The sequence below is a fragment of the Priestia aryabhattai B8W22 genome (assembly GCF_000956595.1).
Taxonomy (GTDB): Bacteria; Bacillota; Bacilli; order Bacillales; family Bacillaceae_H; genus Priestia; species Priestia aryabhattai.
The window spans coordinates 207,419-230,489 of the sequence record NZ_JYOO01000003.1; the positions used below are offsets into that span (position 1 = coordinate 207,419).

Annotated in this window: 24 protein-coding genes and 2 pseudogenes; 11 read left to right on the forward strand and 15 right to left on the reverse strand. The window is 38.5% G+C overall.

What is annotated here, in order from left to right; translation table 11 throughout:
* Nucleotides 1–182: 182 nt before the first annotated feature.
* Nucleotides 183–614 (forward strand): MarR family winged helix-turn-helix transcriptional regulator, encoded by a 432-nt coding sequence (locus N178_RS03725; RefSeq protein ID WP_045290558.1) that lies wholly within the window; start codon nucleotides 183–185, stop codon nucleotides 612–614.
* Nucleotides 615–719: 105 nt separating this feature from the next.
* A complete protein-coding gene (locus tag N178_RS27410) occupies nucleotides 720–1,001 on the forward strand; it encodes a hypothetical protein (protein WP_074681570.1) in 282 nt (93 codons plus the stop codon).
* A gap of 36 nt (nucleotides 1,002–1,037) precedes the next feature.
* Here N178_RS27410 and N178_RS03730 read toward each other — a convergent pair whose 3' ends face one another.
* Together N178_RS03730 and N178_RS03735 are read right to left on the reverse strand one after the other, a co-directional pair.
* Nucleotides 1,038–1,550 carry a GNAT family N-acetyltransferase gene (locus tag N178_RS03730; RefSeq protein WP_045290630.1) on the reverse strand — a complete coding sequence of 171 codons (513 nt, stop codon included), beginning with the start codon at nucleotides 1,548–1,550 and terminating at the stop codon, nucleotides 1,038–1,040.
* 185 nt (nucleotides 1,551–1,735) lie between these two features.
* A complete protein-coding gene (locus N178_RS03735; RefSeq protein WP_045290560.1) occupies nucleotides 1,736–3,160 on the reverse strand; it encodes a phospholipase D-like domain-containing protein in 1,425 nt (474 codons plus the stop codon).
* Between the two features lie 172 nt (nucleotides 3,161–3,332).
* Here N178_RS03735 and N178_RS03740 point away from each other — a divergent pair, with 172 nt between their 5' ends.
* On the forward strand, nucleotides 3,333–3,599 hold the full coding sequence (locus N178_RS03740; RefSeq protein ID WP_028413557.1) for a hypothetical protein: 267 nt from the start codon (nucleotides 3,333–3,335) through the stop codon (nucleotides 3,597–3,599).
* A 2-nt stretch (nucleotides 3,600–3,601) separates the two neighbouring features.
* On the opposite strand, the gene N178_RS03745 is transcribed toward N178_RS03740, so the two are convergent.
* From N178_RS03745 to N178_RS03755, 3 genes are all read right to left on the reverse strand, one after another.
* The gene (locus N178_RS03745) at nucleotides 3,602–4,201 is read right to left on the reverse strand and encodes a DUF3298 and DUF4163 domain-containing protein (RefSeq protein WP_045290565.1); all 600 of its coding nucleotides are present in this window, start codon (nucleotides 4,199–4,201) and stop codon (nucleotides 3,602–3,604) included.
* 110 nt (nucleotides 4,202–4,311) lie between these two features.
* Complete coding sequence (gene folD, locus N178_RS03750; RefSeq protein ID WP_029714058.1) at nucleotides 4,312–5,166, reverse strand: bifunctional methylenetetrahydrofolate dehydrogenase/methenyltetrahydrofolate cyclohydrolase FolD; 855 nt, start codon at nucleotides 5,164–5,166, stop codon at nucleotides 4,312–4,314.
* A gap of 248 nt (nucleotides 5,167–5,414) precedes the next feature.
* Nucleotides 5,415–6,815 carry a tannase/feruloyl esterase family alpha/beta hydrolase gene (locus N178_RS03755; RefSeq protein ID WP_045290569.1) on the reverse strand — a complete coding sequence of 467 codons (1,401 nt, stop codon included), beginning with the start codon at nucleotides 6,813–6,815 and terminating at the stop codon, nucleotides 5,415–5,417.
* A 202-nt stretch (nucleotides 6,816–7,017) separates the two neighbouring features.
* On the opposite strand from N178_RS03755, the pseudogene N178_RS03760 reads away from it, so the two are divergent.
* Together N178_RS03760 and N178_RS03765 are read left to right on the forward strand one after the other, a co-directional pair.
* Nucleotides 7,018–7,487 (forward strand): annotated as a pseudogene (locus N178_RS03760) (staygreen family protein).
* Nucleotides 7,488–7,539: 52 nt separating this feature from the next.
* Nucleotides 7,540–8,019, forward strand: coding sequence for a hypothetical protein (locus N178_RS03765; protein ID WP_045290571.1), 480 nt, complete (start codon nucleotides 7,540–7,542; stop codon nucleotides 8,017–8,019).
* A 33-nt stretch (nucleotides 8,020–8,052) separates the two neighbouring features.
* Here the strand turns inward: N178_RS03765 and gltD are convergent, their stop codons facing one another.
* Nucleotides 8,053–9,534 (reverse strand): glutamate synthase small subunit, encoded by a 1,482-nt coding sequence (gene gltD, locus N178_RS03770; RefSeq protein WP_013082931.1) that lies wholly within the window; start codon nucleotides 9,532–9,534, stop codon nucleotides 8,053–8,055.
* 16 nt (nucleotides 9,535–9,550) lie between these two features.
* Entirely contained in the window at nucleotides 9,551–14,104 is a 4,554-nt protein-coding gene (gene gltB / locus N178_RS03775; protein ID WP_045290573.1) for a glutamate synthase large subunit, read from the reverse strand.
* A gap of 134 nt (nucleotides 14,105–14,238) precedes the next feature.
* Here gltB and gltC point away from each other — a divergent pair, with 134 nt between their 5' ends.
* On the forward strand, nucleotides 14,239–15,141 hold the full coding sequence (gltC, locus tag N178_RS03780) for a glutamate biosynthesis transcriptional regulator GltC (RefSeq protein ID WP_029714063.1): 903 nt from the start codon (nucleotides 14,239–14,241) through the stop codon (nucleotides 15,139–15,141).
* A 162-nt stretch (nucleotides 15,142–15,303) separates the two neighbouring features.
* The gene (locus N178_RS03785; RefSeq protein WP_045290574.1) at nucleotides 15,304–16,374 is read left to right on the forward strand and encodes a DUF3900 domain-containing protein; all 1,071 of its coding nucleotides are present in this window, start codon (nucleotides 15,304–15,306) and stop codon (nucleotides 16,372–16,374) included.
* Nucleotides 16,375–16,445: 71 nt separating this feature from the next.
* Here N178_RS03785 and N178_RS03790 read toward each other — a convergent pair.
* Nucleotides 16,446–16,630: pseudogene (locus N178_RS03790) on the reverse strand (H-type small acid-soluble spore protein).
* 77 nt (nucleotides 16,631–16,707) lie between these two features.
* Entirely contained in the window at nucleotides 16,708–17,067 is a 360-nt protein-coding gene (locus N178_RS03795) for a hypothetical protein (RefSeq protein WP_045290575.1), read from the reverse strand.
* 219 nt (nucleotides 17,068–17,286) lie between these two features.
* Between N178_RS03795 and N178_RS03800 the strand changes: the two genes are divergently transcribed.
* The 3 genes from N178_RS03800 (at nucleotide 17,287) to N178_RS03805 (ending at nucleotide 18,225) form a co-directional block, all read left to right on the forward strand.
* Entirely contained in the window at nucleotides 17,287–17,595 is a 309-nt protein-coding gene (locus N178_RS03800; RefSeq protein ID WP_013056797.1) for a flagellar hook-associated protein FlgK, read from the forward strand.
* A gap of 141 nt (nucleotides 17,596–17,736) precedes the next feature.
* Nucleotides 17,737–17,883, forward strand: a complete 147-nt coding sequence (locus N178_RS26535; protein ID WP_152640830.1) for a hypothetical protein — start codon at nucleotides 17,737–17,739, stop codon at nucleotides 17,881–17,883.
* A 129-nt stretch (nucleotides 17,884–18,012) separates the two neighbouring features.
* A complete protein-coding gene (locus N178_RS03805) occupies nucleotides 18,013–18,225 on the forward strand; it encodes a hypothetical protein (RefSeq protein ID WP_013056795.1) in 213 nt (70 codons plus the stop codon).
* 60 nt (nucleotides 18,226–18,285) lie between these two features.
* Here N178_RS03805 and N178_RS03810 read toward each other — a convergent pair whose 3' ends face one another.
* From N178_RS03810 to N178_RS03820, 4 genes are all read right to left on the reverse strand, one after another.
* Nucleotides 18,286–18,720, reverse strand: a complete 435-nt coding sequence (locus N178_RS03810; protein WP_033578828.1) for a MerR family transcriptional regulator — start codon at nucleotides 18,718–18,720, stop codon at nucleotides 18,286–18,288.
* A 524-nt stretch (nucleotides 18,721–19,244) separates the two neighbouring features.
* Complete coding sequence (locus N178_RS03815) at nucleotides 19,245–19,853, reverse strand: class I SAM-dependent methyltransferase (RefSeq protein WP_045290579.1); 609 nt, start codon at nucleotides 19,851–19,853, stop codon at nucleotides 19,245–19,247.
* Nucleotides 19,854–19,912: 59 nt separating this feature from the next.
* Nucleotides 19,913–20,089 carry a hypothetical protein gene (locus N178_RS26875; protein ID WP_169746649.1) on the reverse strand — a complete coding sequence of 59 codons (177 nt, stop codon included), beginning with the start codon at nucleotides 20,087–20,089 and terminating at the stop codon, nucleotides 19,913–19,915.
* Between the two features lie 95 nt (nucleotides 20,090–20,184).
* Nucleotides 20,185–20,802: a poly-gamma-glutamate hydrolase family protein gene (locus tag N178_RS03820; protein WP_029714073.1), complete on the reverse strand. Its 618-nt coding sequence runs from the start codon at nucleotides 20,800–20,802 to the stop codon at nucleotides 20,185–20,187.
* A gap of 388 nt (nucleotides 20,803–21,190) precedes the next feature.
* Here N178_RS03820 and cyoE point away from each other — a divergent pair, with 388 nt between their 5' ends.
* A complete protein-coding gene (cyoE, locus tag N178_RS03825; protein WP_045290581.1) occupies nucleotides 21,191–22,108 on the forward strand; it encodes a heme o synthase in 918 nt (305 codons plus the stop codon).
* Nucleotides 22,109–22,132: 24 nt separating this feature from the next.
* On the opposite strand, the gene N178_RS27760 is transcribed toward cyoE, so the two are convergent.
* Nucleotides 22,133–22,477 carry a PfkB family carbohydrate kinase gene (locus tag N178_RS27760; RefSeq protein WP_272946313.1) on the reverse strand — a complete coding sequence of 115 codons (345 nt, stop codon included), beginning with the start codon at nucleotides 22,475–22,477 and terminating at the stop codon, nucleotides 22,133–22,135.
* A complete protein-coding gene (locus tag N178_RS27765; protein ID WP_272946314.1) occupies nucleotides 22,477–23,070 on the reverse strand; it encodes a PfkB family carbohydrate kinase in 594 nt (197 codons plus the stop codon). The genes N178_RS27760 and N178_RS27765 overlap by 1 nt, the downstream gene beginning before the upstream one ends.
* Between the last annotated feature and the right edge of the window lies 1 nt (nucleotide 23,071).

Consider the following 23,071-nt stretch of genomic DNA (forward strand, 5'->3'; position numbering starts at 1 on the left):
ACTGTCCTATAGATAAAGAACAGCTGTCCTCCTCTCTTTATTTTGTCATGTTGTCTAACATTTAACTATATAAACACCTTTACTTTACCTGCTTTTACTTGTACTATACAACTATATATACATTTGTATTATACAAGTATATATTTCTTTGTCAATGAATGATTTTGTAAGGGGCGATTATGATGCAAAAAAAGAATTCAATTGAATTGATTGAATATGAACTTACTACCTTTATTAGACGAGCCGTCTATCTTGATAATTCCGAAAAAAAAATAGGAAACCTAGAAAGATCAGCTTATTTATTACTGCGGCAATTAGATGAATTTGGACCAGCTCGTGTAAAAGAACTGGCAGAAGCATTTAAACTCGACATTTCAACTCTTTCTAGACAGGCTGCTGCTTTAGAAAATAAAAAGCTTATTTCTCGCTCCTCTGACCCTTCGGATGGACGAGTCAGCCTTTTTGACATCACAACACGCGGGAAACAAATGCTGCAAACTGATAAGCAAATGCGTCTTGAACGCTATCATGGTATGTTAAAAAAATGGTCAAGTGAAGAAAAGGAACTGTTTGGCAAACTATTAATGCGGATGAATGACGCATTTATCGATTAAATAGAAACTCATGAAAATTAGGCTGCTGCTGCAAGGTGTTTGTCCCTGTCTCTTTTCTCTTTCTTGCATTTAATGTAAAGAGACTATTGAAAAGGATGTATGATTATGTCTGTTCCGAACAAACGGAAAGCCACACCCTGCCTCTTCCCCGGCTATAAATGGTGTGGTCCCGGATGCAGTGGTCCCGGATGTCCTGTAAATGATGTAGACTGCTGCTGTAAATACCATGATTTATGCTATGAAGATTACGGATCCTGCCGGTCGTGTGATGAGCAATTCCTTGACTGTCTTTGCTCCAAAGCAAATCCGTACAGTTTAAAAGGAAGACAGGCATACGCTATGTATACCTATATGCGGCTGAAGTTAGCTTTAAAACAATATGACTAAGCAGAAAAGAGGTGAATTAAAAAATTCATCTCTTTTTTATGCCTTTTTATCCGTATGAATCCAAAAGCGTTGAACAACAGCTCCGCCCTCTTCTATATAATCCTCGTCTTGTATACCACCGTTTGCCAAAATAGTTCGACGAGAAGCGGTGTTCCAATCATCACACACAACTAATGCCCGTTGAACTCCCAGCTTTTTAATTTCTTGAAGAGATAACCTCAGTAGCAGCTTCGCATATCCTTTTTGTCTTTCACTCGGCCGAATACCATACCCTATATGTCCTCCGCTGTTTCGAAGTATTTCACTTAGCTCATGGCGGATGTTAACTACCCCTATTACTCTTTCGTGATGCATTAGCCAGTAGGTGGAATCGGGTACATATCCTTTTTTTAATCCGATCCCTTTTTCTGCATCTAATAACTCTTGAACCATTTTTTCAAAGTAAGCAGGATCTTTAGCAATTACCCATGGAATCATTTTTTCTCCGCTTGCTTTCCATTCATGATAAAAGCTCATATAAGCCTTTTTATAAGCTGCATCCGGTTTCATTAAAACAGCAGTTTCCACGTACCTTCCTCCTTTTTGTTTATTATGTTTATACTACCGATTTTTCCCAACAAATGAAAGGGGATAATTTACGTGATGTGATCGTTGTATGAGCTTAGTTATAAGGTATGTAACAAAAAGCACTCAATAAATGTTCATTGAGTGCTTTTTGTTCTACTGCCGGTTGTTTAAATAAACTCCTTAAAGAACCTAGTTACTTTTGCAAGGGTATACAGTAAGGTACGCTTCATAACAGGCTCTTCTTTCTTTTGGATTTCAGGAGGTTTCACCCAGCGCTTGTGATTGGCAACAAGAATACTTTTATCCATTTTGTTTTCCATCGCCGTCGTCAACTCTTTTGCGAATTTTTGACTATCGATAATGACCATTGATTCGTTATTCAAAAATGTAGAACGGGAATCTAAATTAAAAGAGCCTACGGCGCTAAGTCTTTGATCATAAATCACAGACTTTGCATGGATCGAATAAGGTCCTTGGTATTCGTAAAGCTTTACACCTGTGTTCATAATCGTATCACGCATACTGATATACCCGGAAAAAGCCAACACATTGGGCGTAGATGTAACTGAATTTGTGAGTAGCGTCCATTGAACGCCTGGCTTCTTTTTCATGACTGTATACTTTCTCATCGCAGTGGTAGGCACCACATAAGGACTTTGAATAAGAACAGAGCGGTTAGCTCCTTCTGCTAGGTTAATAAACGTTTTCCACATAAAAGGTCGTTTATTAAAGCGTTCAATTGGATTATGAATAAAAGAAACACGCTTTGTAGGAACGGTGGAAGCATTCCAATTAATCTTAGGCGTCGCAAATGTTTCTCCTACTTGCTTAGCTTTATCATATTGCTGTAGCAGCAAAGCTTTCATCCTCTTTCCCTGATCGACCTGGTACTGTGTGAGATGATGAAAAGCTTTTTTAGTGTAAGGATGAGTCCATAATTCATTTATATAATTTTGCATTTGAGTGATGACGCTGTCTTGTTTATGTTTGCTGTTTGTAATAAAGACATCACGATCATAGACGAAGTCTGGAGGAGGCTTTTTAGCCAAATATTTGTCTCCTATATTCCGTCCCCCTATTATGCCTAGCTGTCCGTCTACAACCATTATTTTATCATGCATACGATTTTGCCACGCCCAAGGTTTAAACAATTGAAACGGCTCGTAATAGTTCACTTCAATATTAGGATGTGAAGCTAATGCATAGAGCACGCCTCTTCGGTTTCCCCGTAAGCCGTTAGCTATCCCATCTAAAAGAACGTGAGTATGGACGCCTCGATCAGCTGCTTTAAAAAGAGCGGCCATAATTAAATCAGTTGACTCTCCTTTTCCTATTGAGTAATAAGCAATATCAATCGATTTCTCAGCTTCTTGAATCATTTGAATACGAACTCTTCCTGCCTCATAACCATCTTCAAGAAGTCTCACTCGGTCCGTAGACTCACTGTGACCAAAAAAGCTAGCCGATTTAATTGAGGCCGTTTCCTCTCCTGTTTTTAAAGGTACATAAAAGAGAACCACCGCCGTTATAACCACATAAAGAATATATAAAGATAAAATAATAAGTAATCCTTTGAATGCTATTTTTATCATCGCAACTCCAGCTTTTTGTCTTTTTCTGTTATGGTTCACAAATAATGATCATTACATGCAAGAAACTGCTTCCTTGATTGCTTTGCGCTTTGTTCTTTTGACACATTTATTTTTTCTGATTCACTATTTGTATAGTATGCTTGTACATATCATAGAAAAAAGGATGATGGTGATGGAGGAATATTCTTTTCGTTTTCATATTACAGATTCTTACCCTTTGCAAAATGAAAACGATAAAATAGAAGCTGTTGTACGCACCAAAATCAAGCATGCGGAGCGAGGATGCTTGTATGAGGGTTATCTCCGTGTTCATATCACTAAAATCGGGGTGTTTCCTGTAGCAAAAGATATTGCTGAAGCGATTGGCGTTCGTTCGCTTCGTCAGCAATTAGCGGCCGAATTAAAAAGATACGTACGGCCGCACCGCAATTTTTTATAACTTTATCCAAACATTTGTCCAAGTGGACTTTCATCTGCAATAATATCTTGAATAGCATAGATAGAAATTGGAAAGTAAGGAATTCCATATACATAAGGAGCCAGATCATACAGCTGATAAAATAGTACAAGTGATTTATCGGCGATATAAAAATCTTGATCTGGTTTAATTCCTTTATATTCTCCAAGAACCATAATATCACGCTCTTTTATTTGCTCTCCTACTATTTTAGAAAGAACACTCACGTAATCACTGTCTTTTTTAAATAAATCTTTTAGTTGATACGTTTTTCCAGTCAGCACATTAAACGTTAACGGAACTACCACGGTCAATCCGTGCGCTCCCCCGGAATAAGCAAAATTGACGAGCGTTAAGCTGAGCACATTTCGCTCGTTTGTTTTCAACTCATAATAACCCGTTTCTTCTGTATCCGGATTTTCTCCATATCCCTGCTGACGTATTAATTCATTCGTACGCTGCAAGATTTTACTGTTAATGCTGTGCTGAACAGCTGGATTAGTCAAATGAACAGCTGGATAGTAAACGTTTAACTTTTTCTTCACCATTTGTTGAGAATATACCGTTGCAGGTAGCGTAACCATGGCTTCCTCCTCTTTCTATACAGATTGTTACATTCTATTCTTTTAGCTTTCATTCCATTACTGAAGCAAAAAAATCCCGTGCATATACGCACGGGATTTTTAACTTTTTATTATTTTACGCTGTTAATTGTTTTAGCAGCGTCTACCGTATTTTTTAATAGCATTGTGATGGTCATCGGACCAACGCCGCCTGGTACTGGTGTGATATAACCTGCAACTTCTAAAGCCGCTTCGTAATCAACATCACCAACGAGTTTACCATTTTCCATTGTGTTGCCTACATCAATTACAATGGCACCCGGCTTAATATCATCTGCTTTGATAAGTCTAGGTTGTCCTACAGCTGACACAAGAATATCAGCTTGTTTTGTTAAAGCAGATAAATCTTTTGTGCGAGAGTGAGCAATTGTTACCGTTGCACTTTCTTGAAGTAACAGCATGGATACTGGCTTACCAACAATATTGCTTCGTCCAATTACTACCGCATGTTTACCTGAAATTTCTTCACCTGAACGTTTAATTAACTCAACGATACCGTGTGGTGTACATGGTAAATAGCACTCATCGCCAATGACCATATTCCCTACGCTTACTGGATGGAAGCCATCTACATCTTTTTTAGGAGATACAGCATTTAATACTGCCTTTTCATCAATATGTTTTGGTAATGGAAGTTGAATAAGAATACCATGAACAGATGGATTTCCATTTAAGTGATGGATTTCGTTTAAAAGCTCTTCTTCAGTAATCGTTACGTCGCGTTTGATAATTTCAGATGCAACACCGATTTCTTCACAAGCCTTTGCTTTTGCTTTTACATATGATTGCGAAGCAGGATTTTCTCCTACTAAAATCACGGTTAAACCAGGAACGATACCTTTTGTTTTTAATTGAGCTACCTCTTCTTTTAATGCGGCGCGCAGTTCTTGCGCTACTTCTTTTCCTTTAATTACTTTCGCTGTCATGATGTTTTTTGCTCCTTTCAACTGTAGCCATTTAATAAATGTACGAATTATAGTTATTAATCTAACACAAAAGTTCGGTTTTGTTCAATGTTTTTATTATTTTTATTTTAAATAGATGAAAATAAATAACAAATAACGTATATTCCTTTCTTATCGTACTATAATATTTTGCATTTACCAAAGCTATTTTTATTCAAATGGTGCTTTTCCAAATTAAAAACCGCACCTTCGGCACGGTTTTCAACGATTTATTTTTCTGTTGATATGCTTTTCTTGGTAGTCAACGGCAGCACGTCTTCCTCTGTTTTTAGATCCTTTACATGCATTTCCTTGAGAGGCACACTTATTTTCTTATTTTTCGGAGGTTCTTCAAAGTTCTCCACCCAATCACATAGCAGTTCAAATCCTTGATACACATAAGGCAGGAGAGGCTGAAGCTTTCGATCTGGGTCAATTTGATGATTCCATACTAAGCTATCAATGTGGTTTCCATTTTCAATTACATAGTGACGATGAAGGTGCTGCTTACCAGCATCTTTTACCAGTTGTTCATAAGGATAAGCATGAATATCCGGAAAAATAAGAGCATCTAACGACCCTGTAATGCTTATCAACGGAACGGAAATATCACCTGTATTTTCAATTTCACGAACTTTTTGCTTAACATCTTGCGGTCTTTCTTGATAATCATACTTTTCAAAAATAGAATCTAATGAACGATCTCTAACTCCGTTTTCAAAAAGCGTCAAGTATTTTTGCCACGGAATGCTTCCAGGTGCTTGACTGTCAAACTCATCTCTATATATATTAAGCGTTAAAAACCAATAATACTGGTCATGATATGGCCATAAAAACTCAGATCCCTTTGGCAACCCTGCTTGATACAACCGGTGCAAAGCTTCTTTTTGCGATTCACCTACCGTATACAGTGCTTCTTCCGCATGATTTACAACAGGTGTTAGGGAAGTAATCAAGTTATCGTGATCAGCTCGCCACATAACCCCTTCCCATTCAACCCCTCCATTAAAAAGCTGAGGCTCTTCATTTTTCCCATCGTTTTCTAAAGCATAGCGAACAACATAACCCCCATTAGAAATACCTAAAGCATACGTTTTTATATCGAAATATTCTGTCACTTCTTTTTGAAGTTTGTGACGATAATTTTCAAACAAAAATCTCTGAGCAATTTTTGTCACTTCCCGGTATTGAATATGCCATTTTCTAATGGAGTCTTCTTCTTTGACTAGAGCGTTCTTTGCTTTAGCAAATGGATCATCTCTCACTTCTTCTCCCTGTGTCCCTTTATCAGAAGCAGCAAACGCAAACCCTTTTGCCAACACATAGTCGCTGAACAGTAAATCCGTTGATTTCTCATCTCTGGTAGCTGGAACTCCCGACATAACTAACTTTCCATTCCAGTCATCAGGAATTCGAATGAGAAATTTACCACCGTCAACTTCACCTTCTACTTGAACGCCCGTTATTTCTTCAGGCTGATACATGTAATACCATCCATTTTTTTCTTCTTTTGTTCCCCAATAGATAGGAGCCAGCCCAATGTTCCCATAGGCAGTCGCTGCTTGAAATTGAAGAGGATTTTTAGTCGTTAACCAGTTTCCATACTTACCGTCAAACGTTGTGATATTCAAGTGATAACCTCCATTCACATTTGCTTTTGAAGACAATCTTCGGGGACTGTACACGCATAATTTTAGTTAAATATTACCATCCATTTCTCAAAAAGTACATTAAAACGCCTTTCTTGCAGAAAGAAAGTAGACATTTATCACATCTGTGCCCATAGTGCCGTATAATATTGAAATTTATTCAAAAAAAGGAGTGTCAATGACTATGAGTTCGTTTAATTCTTCAAAACTCTCTACGACTCTCATTCCCCCTGCTACTTCCTCCTATCCGGTTTCCGGAAGAAAATATACTCTTACTCATTCTGATACAACGGGTCAGCTTTTTTAAGCATCGGATGCTCATATAACAACAAGGCGATAGATAAAAATATGCGCGATGAAGTACTAGCTGCTCTTCACGTAACAGACCGAAAAGCAGTTATTCAAGGCGAAGTTTTTGTTAGTGGAGGTGAGTTCAGCCGCGAGCAAGCACAGCTTCGTTATCACATTTTTCGCCGGGAGCTTCCGCTTGCTTTAGAAGCAATATTTTACGGAGACCAAGCGTTTTTTCAACATTATCCAGACCTGCTAAATACACCGATTTACATTTATTTTGTATCGACTTATCAAGAATTTAGAGGGTGGTCCTATTATCAAACCCCTAAATTTTATTTAAAACAAACATGCAGCAGCTAGCACTCTAGTGCATAAACTAATGGGAAATGAACGAGGGAGGTGTGAATGTCTCATGTACAGTCAATGGGTTTACCCTTATATGCCGCGCTACTACCATCCAGTGGTTCCTACTACGAATGAAAATTATTTAGAACCTTATAGATACAATGAAGACTTATTTTCTTATATCCTGCATGAGGAAGAGGAAGTTAGATCTACACGCGATGTAGACAGAGTGATGAAAATTTTAAAACGCCAGTATCAGTCCATCTACAGAGATGCTCAACGAGGCGGGATGGATAGCAAACTAACAGAATACTTATTTCGTTCCATTGTAAGGTTTGTTGATGATAACTATAACAATTACAGCGGATCTATTAACGAACGCGTCGAAAAAGCCGCGCGACAGCTGAAAAAACGTGATCCCTGGATATTTGAACTTTTTAACTTATACAGCGTTTCCCCCGCTTCACAAGTTCGAATTACTAACACGATTTTAACCGTTTCATTTGAAAATTTACGCAGAGGAAATGACGTATCAAATCCTAGATAAACAAAAAACCGCCACAATTGTGACGGTTTTTTGTTATGGTAATACAGTTGCTCCCATTAGATGGCTATCAACTTGTTTAGCTACTTCACGACCTTCATGAATAGCCCATACGATTAAACTTTGCCCACGACGAGCATCACCAGCAGCAAAAACACCTTCAACATTTGTTTTGTAATTTCCATACGCTGCATCTACGCGACGATTTTTCGTTTCAACACCAAACGCTGATAGAACCGGATGCTCTGGACCTTCAAACCCAATCGCAATAAAGACAAGCTGAGCTGGCCATACTTTTTCTGTTCCTGGAATTTCGGTAAAGATGTACTGTCCATTTTCACCTTTTACTTTTTCCATTTGAACCGTATGAAGTTCTTTCAGATTGCCTTGCTCATCTGCCACGATTTTTTTCGTTTGAATTGAATATTCACGTGGATCGTCCCCAAATTTCGCCTGTGCTTCTTCATAAGCATATTCAAGATTAAATACATGTGGATATTCAGGCCACATATTATCTGCCGTACGCTCAGCAGGAAGCTGAGGATGTTTACCAAACTGAACAACACTGCGACATTTTTGACGAAGAGCAGTAGCCACACAGTCAGCTCCCGTGTCTCCGCCTCCAATAACAATAACGTCTTTTCCTTCAGCATCAATAAATTGACCATCTTTGAAGTTAGAGTCTAAAAGGCTTTTTGTTGAAGTTGTTAAGTAGTCCATTGCAAAGTGAACTCCTTTTGCTTCACGACCTTCTAATACTAGATCTCTTTGCTTCTGAGCTCCTGTACACAAAATAACAGCATCATATTGTTCTTTTAACTCTTCAGCAGTAATGTCTTTTCCAACTTCCGTATTCGTTACAAAATCAATACCTTCTTGTGTCAATAAGCGAACACGTCTTTCCACTACTTCTTTATCTAGCTTCATATTTGGGATTCCATATGTTAATAAACCGCCGGCACGATCTGCTCTTTCATATACCGTTACTGAATGACCCGCTTGGTTCAGCTGATCTGCGCTCGCTAAGCCTGCTGGCCCAGAGCCAATAACAGCAATTTTTTTGCCTGTTCTTTTCTCCGGAATACGCGGAGTAATCCACCCATTCTCAAAGCCTTTATCAATAATAGCGCGTTCGATATTCTTAATCGAAACCGCTGGATCTGAAATAGCAAGCGTACAGGAACCTTCACACGGAGCAGGACAAACTCGTCCTGTAAACTCCGGGAAGTTGTTCGTTTTCATTAAACGCTCTAAAGCTTCTTTCCAGCGCCCTTTATAAACTAAATCATTCCACTCTGGAATTAAGTTATAGATTGGACATCCAGAAGTAAAAGCATTAATATCCATTCCCATGTGGCAAAAAGGTGTACCGCAATCCATACATCGTGCTCCTTGACGGCTTAGCGCTTCATCAGATAAAGGAGCAGCATACTCTTTCCAATCACCTAAACGTTTTAACGGGTCACGTTCCTTCCCTTTTTCACGTTTGATTTCCATAAATCCTGTTGGTTTTCCCATCGTACTCTCCCCTTTCTTACTGAGCTACCGCTTCTTGTTGTTTTGCCGATGCTTTCTTTTCTTGTTTTGCATTTTCCTCAAACGCACTCATAGCTGCTTCTTCTTCCGTTAATCCAGCTGCTTTTTGCTCTTCAATGCGATTCATCATGCGTTTATAATCATTCGGAATCACTTTTACAAATTTCGAAAGCGATTCTTCCCAATTTTCTAATACAAATGCTGCTTTATGACTGTCAGTATATTTCAAATGATTTGTAATCATCTCTTTTACTTCTTCTGCTTCTTCTCCTTTTAAGCTCTCAAACCCAATCATGTCTTTATTACAAAGGTTTTTGAATACTTCTTGATCATCAGCAAATACGTAAGCAATACCGCCAGACATTCCTGCACCAAAGTTTTTACCTACATCACCTAATACGACAACACGTCCGCCAGTCATATATTCACAGCCATGATCGCCAATTCCTTCAACTACTACGTTCACACCGCTGTTACGAACCGCAAAACGTTCTCCTGCTAGCCCGCTAACATAAGCTTCACCGCTTGTTGCACCGTAAAACGCCACGTTCCCAACGATAACATTTTCACCTGACACAGCTGTTGTTTCCTTAGGTGGAGCAACAATGATTTTACCTCCTGATAATCCTTTTCCGATATAATCATTTGCATCTCCAGTTAGATACATAGACATCCCTTTTGGAACAAATGCACCAAAACTTTGTCCTGCAGAGCCAGTGAATCGAAGAGTAATCGTATCTTCTGGCAGACCTTTCTCACCGTAACGTTTTGTAACTTCACTTCCTACAATTGTTCCAGCTACACGGTTAATATTAGAAATTGGCAGTTCTAACTCAACTTGATACTTGTGCTCGATTGCTTGCTGTACCGCAGGCAAGATTTTTTGCATATCAAGAGATTGGTCAATTTTATGGTTTTGAGGTGTTTTAAAGGTACGTACACCTTCAGCTTGATATAAAAGAGTTGTTAAGTCTAAGTGCTGCGCCTTCCAGTGATTTTTCGCACGTTCGCTAACGCTCAATACGTCTGTACGTCCAACCATTTCATCCACTGTTTTAAATCCAAGTTCAGCCATAATTTCGCGCACTTCTTGTGCAACAAATTTCATATAGTTAACGATGTGATCCGCTTCTCCTAGGAACTTTTTACGAAGTTCTGGGTTTTGTGTCGCCACTCCAACTGGACATGTATCTAAGTGACATGCACGCATCATGATACAGCCTAAAACAATTAAAGGGGCCGTAGCAAAACCAAACTCTTCTGCTCCTAAAAGTGCTGCCATGACTACATCTTTACCCGTCATTAATTTCCCGTCTGTTTCAAGCACTACCTTTTCGCGAAGACCGTTTAACATAAGCGTTTGATGAGCTTCTGCTAAGCCAAGTTCCCACGGTAGTCCCGTATGTTTAATACTTGTTTTTGGAGATGCTCCCGTACCTCCGTCGTAACCGCTAATAACAATAACGTCCGCTACTCCTTTTGCTACTCCGGCAGCAATCGTTCCTACTCCTGCTTTTGAAACGAGTTTGACGCTGATTCGTGCATCACGGTTTATATTTTTTAAGTCATGAATAAGCTGTGCTAAATCTTCAATCGAGTAAATATCGTGGTGTGGAGGAGGTGAAATTAAGCCTACTCCTGGCGTTGATCCACGCACATCTGCTACCCATGGATATACTTTGTTTCCTGGAAGCTGACCGCCTTCTCCGGGTTTTGCACCTTGTGCCATTTTAATTTGAAGCTCATCCGCATTCACAAGGTAATGACTTTTCACTCCAAAACGGCCAGAAGCAATCTGTTTAATCGCACTGCGGCGATTATCTCCATTTTCATCCACAGTGTAGCGGCTAGGATGCTCGCCACCTTCTCCACTGTTACTGCGTGCGCCTAAACGGTTCATCGCAATCGCTAATGTTTCATGAGCTTCTTGACTTAAAGATCCAAACGACATAGCACCTGATTTAAAACGTTTTACAATCGAATCAACTGATTCCACTTCATCAATGGAGATAGATGAGCGCGTTCCATTAAACGAGAATAGGTTGCGCAAGAAACCGATGCGTTCTTCATTAGCCGATTCAGAGAATTTTTTAAATAAGCTGTAATCTCCCTTACGACAAGCCCACTGCAGCGTGTGAATTGTTTTTGGATTAAACGCATGATGCTCGCCCGTATGTCTCCACTGGAAGTCGCTTCCTGACTCTAACGTTTGCTCAATTGTTTCAACATAAGCATTGTCATGACGCGTTTTCGCTTCTTTTGCAATAACATCTAAACCGATACCGCCAAGCTGCGAGGCAGTACCTGTAAAATATTGATCGATAACCTCTGCACTGATTCCAACTGCTTCAAAAATTTGTGCGCCCCGATAACTTTGCACCGTTGAAATACCCATTTTAGACATTACTTTTACGACACCTTCAGTAACGGCTTTTACATATTTCTCAACAGCATAGTCATACGATACGTTTAGCGTACCTGCGTTAATTTCATTTTGATATGTTGCAAAAGCAAGATATGGATTAAGTGCGTCTGCGCCGTAACCAATAAGCGCTGCAAAGTGGTGCACTTCACGCGCTTCTCCTGTTTCCACTACAATGCTCGCCTTTGTACGGTTTCCTTTTCGCACTAGGTGCTGGTGCAGCCCGCTGACCGCTAATAAAGCTGGCATAGCTACAGATTGAGCTCCCGCTTCACGGTCTGTCAGAACAAGAATGCTAGCGCCTGCGTTAATTGCCGCTTCAGCTTCAGCAAATATGCGATCAAGATCTGCTTTTAAATCATTTGTAAACACAGCAGATATAACAGCACTTTTGAAATCTGGATGAATGGCAGACTTCAGCTGATGAGTTTGATCGTTTGTTAAAACCGGCGTCTCAAGCTGAATTCGATGAATGTTTTCTTTGGTTGGATGCAGTAAATTCCCTTCTGCACCAAGCAATGTCATTGTCGATGTAACCAACTGTTCACGAATAGCATCAATCGGTGGATTCGTTACTTGAGCAAACAGCTGCTTAAAGTAATTGAACAGCGATTGAGGACGATCGGACAACACGGCTAATGGAGTATCGTTACCCATTGAACCAAGCGGATCTTTTCCTTCTGTAATAACTGGAACTAAATATTTATGAATATCTTCATACGTGTAGCCAAATGACTTCTGGCGAATAACCAAATCATCGAAGTATTCAGATTTTTCTCCCTGCACTTCTGGCAACGTTACCAGCTGTTCATCTAACCACTCTTGATAAGGCTCAGCCTGTGACATTTCAGATTTAATTTCTTCGTCTGAAATAATTCGGCCTTCCTCTAAATCGATTAGAAGCATTTTACCTGGACTTAAACGATCTTTATATAACACATTTTCATCTTCAACATCAATGACGCCTACTTCTGATGAAAGTATGATGTAATCATCTTTTGTAACATAATAGCGAGCTGGACGTAAACCGTTACGGTCTAAAATAGCACCGATTTGCTTTCCATCCGTAAACGAAATAGCAGTCGGACCATCCCATGGCTCCATTAATGCGCTATGATACTCATAGAAAGCACGTTTTTCTTTTGACATGTGCGGATTCTCAGACCAAGGCTCTGGAATAAGCATCATCGCTGCATGCGCTGGCTTGCGGCCGGCCAATACAAAGAACTCTAGCGCATTATCTAACATAGATGAGTCGCTTCCTTCAGCATCTAAAATTGGAAGAACCTTCGGCAAATCCTTACCAAATGCGTCCGAAACAAACTGCTGTTCACGCGCTCTCATCCAGTTTTGATTACCGCGAAGCGTATTGATTTCACCGTTGTGAATTAAATAACGGTTTGGATGTGCTCTTTCCCAGCTTGGGAACGTGTTTGTGCTAAAGCGAGAATGCACTAAAGCAAACGCTGAAGTAAAGTCTTCATCTTGTAGGTCAAGATAAAAAGCATCAACTTGCTCAGGCGTTAATAACCCTTTGTACACAATTGTTCTGCTTGAAAGACTCGTGAAATAAAAACGGTTTTGACGCGCCTGCGCCCAATTTTCCGCTTGCTTGCGAATAACATACAGCTTGCGTTCAAACGCTAAGTCATCTTGAATACTGTCATTTGCCCCAATAAATACTTGTCGTACGTACGGACAGCTTTCTTTTGCAACTTTTCCGATTTTTCCGACATTTACAGGTACAGTTCTCCAACCTAGTAACGTTTGTCCCTCTTCTTCAATTAATTTATTAATATAAGCTTCGATTTCTCGGCGCTCGTCTTCGTTATTTGAGAAAAAGATCATTCCAACTCCATAACGACCTTTTTCTGGCAAGTTCAATTCAACGCATGTCTTTTTAAAGAACGCGTGTGGAATTTGTACCATTAATCCAGCTCCATCTCCTGTTAGCGGATCGCTTCCCTGTCCGCCTCGATGGTCAAGCTGGCAAAGCATATTTAGTCCTTTTTTAACGATATCATGTGACGCTACGCCTTTCAATTGAGCGTATAGTCCGATTCCACATGCATCGTGCTCAAATTCAGGACGGTAGAGACCTTGAGCTTTTGGCATTTGATTGTATGTCATCTTCTTCTCCCCCGTTCGTTTTCTTTATCTTTTTAAGATCACCTGTTTACATTGTAAGTTTTCAAATCAATATAAACAATATATAATTTAGATAAAACTAATCTAATTTTGATATATATAGATGGAGGATGCTTATGGAACTGCGTCAATTACGCTATTTTATGGAAGTTGCAAAAAGAGAACACGTATCTGAGGCGGCAGAATATCTGCATGTAGCTCAATCAGCAATCAGCCGTCAAATCGCGAACCTGGAATCTGAGCTAGGTGTTAGTTTATTCAAACGCGAAGGAAGAAATGTCAAGCTAACAGCAATAGGAAAAGTCTTTCTTGAGCATACGGAGACGGCTATGAAAGCTATTGACTATGCGAAAGAACAAATTGATGAATACTTGGATCCCGAAAGAGGGACGATTAAAATCGGATTTCCAACAAGTCTTGCTAGTCACCTTCTTCCTACTATTATATCAGCCTTTAAAGAAGAACACCCAAATGTTGCTTTTCATCTTAGACAAGGTTCGTACAAATTTTTAATTGAATCGGTTAAAAAAAGAGATATTAATATCGCTTTTTTAGGCCCTGTACCTGTAGAGGACCAGAGTATAGAAGGGCATATTCTATTCACTGAAAATCTTTTAGCCCTTGTTCCTTCTCATCATCCGCTCGCTGAACGGGACAACATCCGGCTGCGGGATTTAAGAAATGAAAATTTTGTGCTGTTTCCAAAAGGATTCATTTTACATAAAATGGCCTTTGACGCTTGCAAACAAGCAGGATTCATGCCTAATATTTCATCTGAAGGAGAAGATTTAGATGCGATTAAAGGTCTTGTATCCGCAGGAATTGGCGTCACGCTTCTTCCTGAAAGCACAGTGTCTGAAACGACTCCTCGTTTCACGACTAAACTTCCTATTCATACGCCGCAGCTTCAGCGTACAGTCGGGATGATTATTCCTAGAAATCGTGATTTAGCACCTTCTGATAAAATTTTTTATAAGTTTGTCAAAACCTTTTTTGAACGGTTGGAGCAGTATAAATAAGAGAGGCCCCCTGCCTCTCTTATTCTTTGCTTTACACACTATTTCTCAGCTGATCAATTCTATAAATAGATCTTCTTTTTCCTTAAAGCTAACAGGCATTGACGCTTACCGGACTCTTTCTTATACTGAAGTAACTGACTAAAAAGAAACAAGGTGACTGCTATGGATTTTAAAATTAATTTTTTATCATTTTACGTAATACAAGTAGAAGGAAAAGAAGAACAGGCCTCTAAACAATATAAGCATTTTCAAACGCTTGATACGGAAGAATATGAAGAAAGTTCCATTAAAGATTTTTTAGACGGTGAATTTAAAAAAATTGTAAAACGCAAAGTAGAGCGACACCCTAAAGCAGAACAAGTGCCTACAAAGCTTGGGTATTTTATAGTTGAACCAGGACACGCACTCGATTCAAACCCTAATTATAATTTATTTCACCGCACTCGTTTTGCCACAACCAAAGAAGAATTTGAAGAAAACAGCGAACAGTTTATCAATGCGTACCTTGATACTGCAGCCGTTCGAGGAGGAGCATTTTTAGTTGTATCTGCTGTTCCAAGAAAATATTTTGATCATGCTTTTGTGTTTATTTTAAAATGTGACTTTGAACCAAAAGTGGCTTCAATTTCAGATGAATCAACCCTTATTCGCCACGTAGAGATGGCGATTACTACTAAAAACATGAAATCCATTCAATACCCCTACATGCCTGAAGAAGGCATGGTGGAAGAAAGTGAACTCGTCATCCACCAAGCGTCTCATGCCCGTTACTTTGAAGACTTCTTGAAATTCATTGACTACAACGAGCCGATGCCTGAGATTATGAAAACACAAGTGATGGATATGGTGCGTGAACACGTCAGCGAAACGTTTGAAGCAGAAAGCGTAGAGCTTGAACAGTTTGAATCGGACATGGAACTGTGGGCAACAAGTGAAAAGCGTGAGCTTCAAGAACGTTTAGATACCCATCAAGTCATGGAAGCTGCTGCTCATATCGTCGAGCATACGCCTGATGCGGAGCTTAAAATGAAGCTTGGCGAAACAGAGATTAAAGGGCTGTTAGCTGATTTCGGGGAAAATATTCACTTAGCGAAAGTGAACGGACGCTACGTGGCGTTAATTGAAGCGGAATCGATTCTATTTGAAAAAGGCGCTTCCCCGATTGAGTTTCATAAGCCAGGTGATTTGCACGGGATTATTGAGAAAATTAGCAGTAAGAAATGGGAAGAATAAATAAAAGCCAGAGAGCTGTATTGTGCTCTCTGTCTTTTATTTAACTGAAAAAGCAGCTCTATTTATCCACCTTAATTCTCTACTAATTGGCTCACCGCAACATTTTGTTCATTTTCAGGCTGACCTAGCGGATAAATTCTTGCCGTATCATTTTCTTCGCTTACATGTTGAATATAAACGGCCGTATCGTTTCGTTATACGTAACGTTAGCCATAACGGGTGAATCAGCAATTTGTTTTGCTCGCTGCTTGTCCACGTTTCTTCCCCCCTCTATGCTAATATACATATAAGGTTTGCTTAAAGAATGAATGATATTCGCCGTTTAGAATAGTTCTAGCGCTTTTTAGCGGTGCGGTAGCCAAGGTAAAAGATGAAAGAAGTATAGATAATAAATACAGCTCCAGCCAGCAAGATCATTTTGTGATGATGCCAAAGGTTTACGTATGTTTTGATGAAGATCCCTTTTGTAAGTAAAATATATTGATACACAATAAAACCAACCACCAAAGCAAGAAACAGCACTCGAAACAAACGAATGAAATCAATGTTAGATAAAGCGGAAGCAGCTTTTACCCAGGGCGATATAGGAGGCTGCGCTTTTTTGGTGCTGCGGCTCTTCGACTTTTGTTTCTTTGCAGGCGGAGCTTTTGATTCTTCTATTTTAGGTGCTGGTTTTTGTTTCCCTTGAGCCATCGGTCACTTTCCCTCTTTCTTAAATAAAGTGTCTAAAAAAGAAGCTTTTCTATTTTGCATATTCAAGAAAGAGGCAGCTATCTCCTTTTCGCTTTTAAAAATACTTTCCTTTTTAAATACAGAATGTCTTTAGGTATGTGCCTATAGCATTTTTTTTATCTTCGCATACGTTATATCGTGTTTGATTTGAATTTACTATTTAAAAGGAGCGGTGCCCTAATGAACCCTTATTATTTCAACCCTGGATATATTCCTCAGCAAGTTGATTACTCAGTTCAACAATACTATCCCCCTTACGTACCACAGCATGAAGAATACGATGAAAGACAGCAGCTTCAAAATCTTGGAGGATTTGAACGAAGAATTCGTGCCCTTGAGAGACAAAATGAGGAGCAAGTCAGAGAAATCACTCGTTTAAATCGAGTTGTTGAGCGACATACTGACCGTATAAACAGATTAAATCAGCGCTTACGCAATGTAGAAAGAAGACTTAACATTCCATTTACAGCAAGCCAGGACGGATTTTAAACTCACCTTAAGCATTCCCGTTTCTTTTGAACGAGAATGCTTTTTTACATGTCTTCCGTCGTTTTTGATAGCACGAAGGATATTTGATTAAACTTTACATAAAATAAAATTTGACTATGAAAAAGAAAAGGAGAAAATTACATGAAATCCCCTGTTGTTATTTGTCCTAACTGTCATTCTCAAAAAGAGCTTGCTACCGTTTTAACTGCTCAGTCCAATCAAAACGTTATCTATACATGCTCAGCTTGCGGCTATAAGCTGACAAACATTAAAACAAACAAAGGATAACCAGTATCTCTCACCTCACTTAGTACCTATACTCAATATGTTCTTCTGTCCATATACAAAAATTAACGTTTACGTAAATGTTATTAATTTTGTATACTGATAGTATTATGGGAAAGGGAGTTGAAGAAGTTGAAGTTTAAAATGAAGGAACGCGGGCAGCTGCATTTGAGTCCCGAAGGAAAACAATTGATTTTAGACTTATACGAATCAAATATGATGGAATCTGTAAATGAAGCTTTGGATGCTGAAACAAGAAGCTTTCACAGTGGAAAAGCCGATGGGATACAGGCTATTCTACTTCTTTTAGGGGTACAGTTAGAAGAAAACACTTCACAATCATAAATGAATGCCCTATAAAAACCATAAAAGCAGACGCACTCTTCTGGTGAATGCGCCTGCTTTTTATGATTCTTCCTGCTCAAATTTTACAATTGCAGCCTTAGCACGATCTCTCAGTGACAGAAGGTCAGACTCTACTTTTAAGATGTTTTTCTTTTTCTGTTCAATCAGCTTGAGCTGCTCTTCTACCGTATGTAACACTTGCTCTAACTTTTCTTTTTGTTGACTTGTTCCTTTCACTTGCCTATAATCCATCTTTTGTATTTCAAGAGTATCACTTAAAGCAAGAAATTCCTGTAATTCTTGAAGTGAAAAACCCATGACTTCTTTGGCATTGGTAATTTTCTTTAAGAATTCTACATGTTCTTCGGTGTACAGACGAAATCCACCTTCACTTCTTGGAGGTGCTGGCATCAGTCCAATTTGTTCGTAATAACGAATCGTACGTTTTGTTAAACCGCTTTGCTTCGCTACATCATCTATTTTTAGTTCACTCATTTTTAAATCCCCTTTAATCAATTAACAATGTCAACTTTTCGTACTTGTTACTATTATACACTAACGCTAGATATCTCAAAACAAATCTGAACAGCTGTGCACTTATTTAAAAATAAATAAGCAATTTCTTTACCCTTTTTTAGAGTAAAAAAATTGCTTATACAGTATATACTGGGTTCTTTTCTCTAAAAGCTTATCATAAATGCTGTTTTTGTTAATTTACGATTTAGCATACAAATTAATAAATTTGTTTTTGAGACTTCTTATTTCTATCGACTAAATGTTTATTAACTTGTATGTAGCCTTCTCTTTCTGTACTAGCCCCGCCTGCGCTGAGTACACCGATAGCCACGCATGCTATCCAACCTAATTCCATTATAACAGAAAGCGCTTACATAATAAAGTGTTATGCTTTATTTTCTAAAAAGTTATAAATAAAATCAGCGGGTCTTGTTCTAGCCCCTGCTGATTTGTTAAATAGAACCGGCGACGATACAGTTTTATAAAATAGTAAATAGGTCGTCTTAATAAGCTACTTTATAAATCAAAAACCGTTCATATGGATTTTTACGATCCAACTCTGGCAGCATTACCTCTTCTTTTAAAGTGAAAGAAGGGTGTTTTTCGAGATGATGAAGATAATCCTCTGAACTATAATACAAAATCAAATCAATCTCGCGCTTATTCTCTTCCCACGAAAGCAAAATATTGTTCACTACTTGGATAAAAATTTGAACTGAAAAAGGATTAAAAAAATAAAAGCGGTTGTCTAGTGGATGAATCTTATATTCCTGGGCTAAACAACACTGAAAATGAATATGACGTTTTCGGCCCTTGGCTTTTTTTAAATAGCGCCTCTGATTATCTATGGCCTGCTCATAAAAGTGCTCATTCATTTCTATCCCTACAGCGGTGGCATTACATAGGTAGTTTATATAAAAATTCAGCCTTCCTTTCCCACACCCAAAGTCGACAATTCTATCGCTGCTTGTTAGCTCATACTGAGTGAAAAGTGTTTCTAATGCACGATAAGGTGTGGGTTCATAACGATGGTAATGAAATGAATCATTAAATCCCTTTTGTTCTCCCGTTGTTTTTATATTTAATAAAGCGTCATAATATTGCTCATTCATGGCCAATCTCCTATTTATAGTTGTTGAAAAAGAGAAAGAAGGACAAATGTCCTTCTTTCTCACTCTACTTTCACACGCATTTCTGATATTTTAAGACCAATCTCTTCGATTAACTGCACAGCCTCCGCTCGTTTTTGATTATCTAATGTGCTGATTTCTGGTATATCTACGCTTTTTAAATATCGATAAGAGGCTTTAAGTCGTTCTAGGGTATCTTCTTGGTCAAACTTTTTCATGATTATCTCCTCCAGTTTATGTAGTTACTATATGTATACCACAAACATGCCCGTAATAAATCTAACCTGTTTAATAAATACTAAACGTATCTGATTTATCTAAGAGGAAATGCACTTCTAATAGCTGATATATACTCAAAAAATTCCTGGGTTTTAGAATTTTTACGTTCATTTCTCGTGTTAGTTGCAAAAAATGCTTCTCTTTGCGCTTTACTTATCTCAATTTGCACACCCATCCGCCTAGCTGTTTTATTGGTTATATTTCTGGGGCTTGTACCGGAAAAAGGGTCTTGATCTGATAAAATTTCTGTACTAAAGCCTTTGGAAACAAGCGCTTCATGTACTTTGGACCTTAGCGCTTTGTCAGCACCGCCGATTTTAGTGTGTTTTTCACTTTTATCATTGTATCCATGAAAAGATACTGCATAGTCTTCTTTCGATATAATAGTTAGCGCATGAGGTTCATCAAAATGAGTGGATGTGATATGAAGGTCGGCATTTCCTGATTTCTTTAACCCTTCAAATATATAGTACGAGTATTCGTTTCCTGCTAGTCCAACAGCAAGTTCGGATGTTCCAGTTTCAATACCTCCACCGTGTATCGCGAGCATAATAATGTTAGAAGGTCTGATTTCAAATTGAATTTTGTAGTCTTGGTTGTATACTTCATAAGAGGCAAGTTCAGAGAAGCTAGCATATTTATCTGGCATCATATATCCTCCTTGTGAATAAGACATAGTAAATAAACTTATTAGTCTTTTCTTTAATGTACCACATCTTTTCTTTCATCACATACTATGTGATTGCAATTACCAATAAATATGGTACGATTAAGTTCGAGTTTCTTGCTCGTTAAAAGTTCACCAGATAGTCAAAATTTTCATTTTTAAGCATTCCATTTTTATCTTATAATAAAGGATGTACTTATTTTCAATTGGTAATTCGACATTATTCTTTGTTTTTTTAAAAAGTTCAAGGAATGTTAACAAATTTTACGAGCAACCTTGATGTAATTACGATATTTTTTTGTTAAAATAGTTTAGTTGATTAATAAAGATTATGTTTATTCATGTAAGAATAAGCTCAAAAAGGAGAATTGCTGTGAAAAATACCGAAGTTATCACAAAGGAATCACTTCCTATCAATCAGTATTTTTCCCGGGAAGTAATCAGTGCTATTATAAAAACTGGGATTATTAAATCGAACTCACTAGGAATGGTTGCTGGGCTTTGTCTCGCAATTGCTGTTAACGACTTAAGCTTTGTGACACAAATTCCTATCATTATTTTGGCTTTAATTGGGACATCTTTTGTCGTAGGAGGAGCTGGGGCAGTTAATAACTTCTATGACCGTGATATTGATGCGATCATGAAACGTACGAAAGACAGACCGACTGTAACAGGAGCGGTCAACCCTAAATTTGCTCTATGGTTAGGACTGGCTTTATTTGTTATCGGTGTAGGTATTTTATTTTTAGTTTCTAACATGGCCGCCATTATGGGTATTTTAGGATTTTTCTTTTATGTAGTGCCTTATACTATGCTTACAAAACGTACAACCATTTATAATACCGAAGTCGGAAGTATTTCTGGAGCTATGCCTCCAATCATTGGCTGGGCCGCTATTTCACCAGACTTATTTCATCCGGTAGCAATTGGATTGTTTGTATTTATGTTTTTATGGCAGCCTCCTCACTTCTACGCTATTGCGATTAGAAGACTTGAGGAATATAAAGCCGCAGGTGTACCAATGCTTCCTGTAGTAAAAGGGATCCGTCGTTCCAAAGTCCAAACGCTTGTATACCTAGTTATTTTACTAGCGGCATCTTTCTTATTTTTATCGTTTAGTAAAATTATCGCATTTACAACGTTCGGTTTAACACTAGTGTGGATGCTTCTTGGGATTGTTGGATTTAAAAAATTAGAAGATACAAAATGGGCTACTTTAATGTTTGTGTTCTCATTGAACCATCTTACGATTATTTTTGCCCTTATGATTATACTGTCGTTTTTTAAATAATAAACGTTCAAAAGCAGGTAGCTATCAGCTACCTGCTTTTATACTAGATACATCTTTTGCTTTCAGTGAAATCATTCCTCCGTACCTAGCTGAAACTGCTTCACCTAACGCGTTGGCAAACATTGTGTACCGCTTCCGTGACTCCTCACTTTCAGGTAACCCTTTTTCATGAATACACCAGAGAATTCCTGCCATAAATGCATCACCCGCTCCCGTCGTGTCTATCGCCTGCACTTCTTTTGCACTCACATGAAGCGTTTGATTTGCAGTAACCGCTACTGCCCCATCTTCTCCTTGAGTAATCCATACGTACGGAATATGATACGATCTCAGTTTTTCTAGGCTTTCTGTCAGATCTGTTGAATTCATCAAAAATGGAGCTCATCTTGAGAGATTTTCAAAATATCTGTTTCGTACAAAAACGGTGTTACGGTATTTCTACATGCTGCTTCACTTTCCCATCTTTTCATTCGGATATTTGGATCAAATGCTACCAGCATACGATATTTTTTTGCGAGCCTTACAGCTTCTTTCGTAGTTTCCTGGGAAATCCGATGAAACAACGTGCCTGACCCAAAATAAAAAATCGCTGCCTGCTCAAATAAAGGTTCCTGCAGCTCATGTTTATACACTTGCTCATGAGGTGTAGAATCTATGTAGGAATGAAAGTGACGATCTCCTTCTTTACTTTTATGTACATACACTTCACAAACTTTTTTCGTCTTCGATGTTACACAGCCGCTTTGGTTTACTCCTTCAATTAAAAGCTTCTTTCTTACGAAATCACTTGTTTCATCACTGCCTAACTTGCAGATATAATATGCTTTTGCTCCTAGCTTCTGAACTCCAACTGCTACATTAACGGTTGTGCCTCCTAAAAAAGGGTCAAAGTCAGTGTTAGATTCATTTTTGGCGATAAAATCAATAAATGCCTCACCATATGAAATAATTCCTTTTTTCACG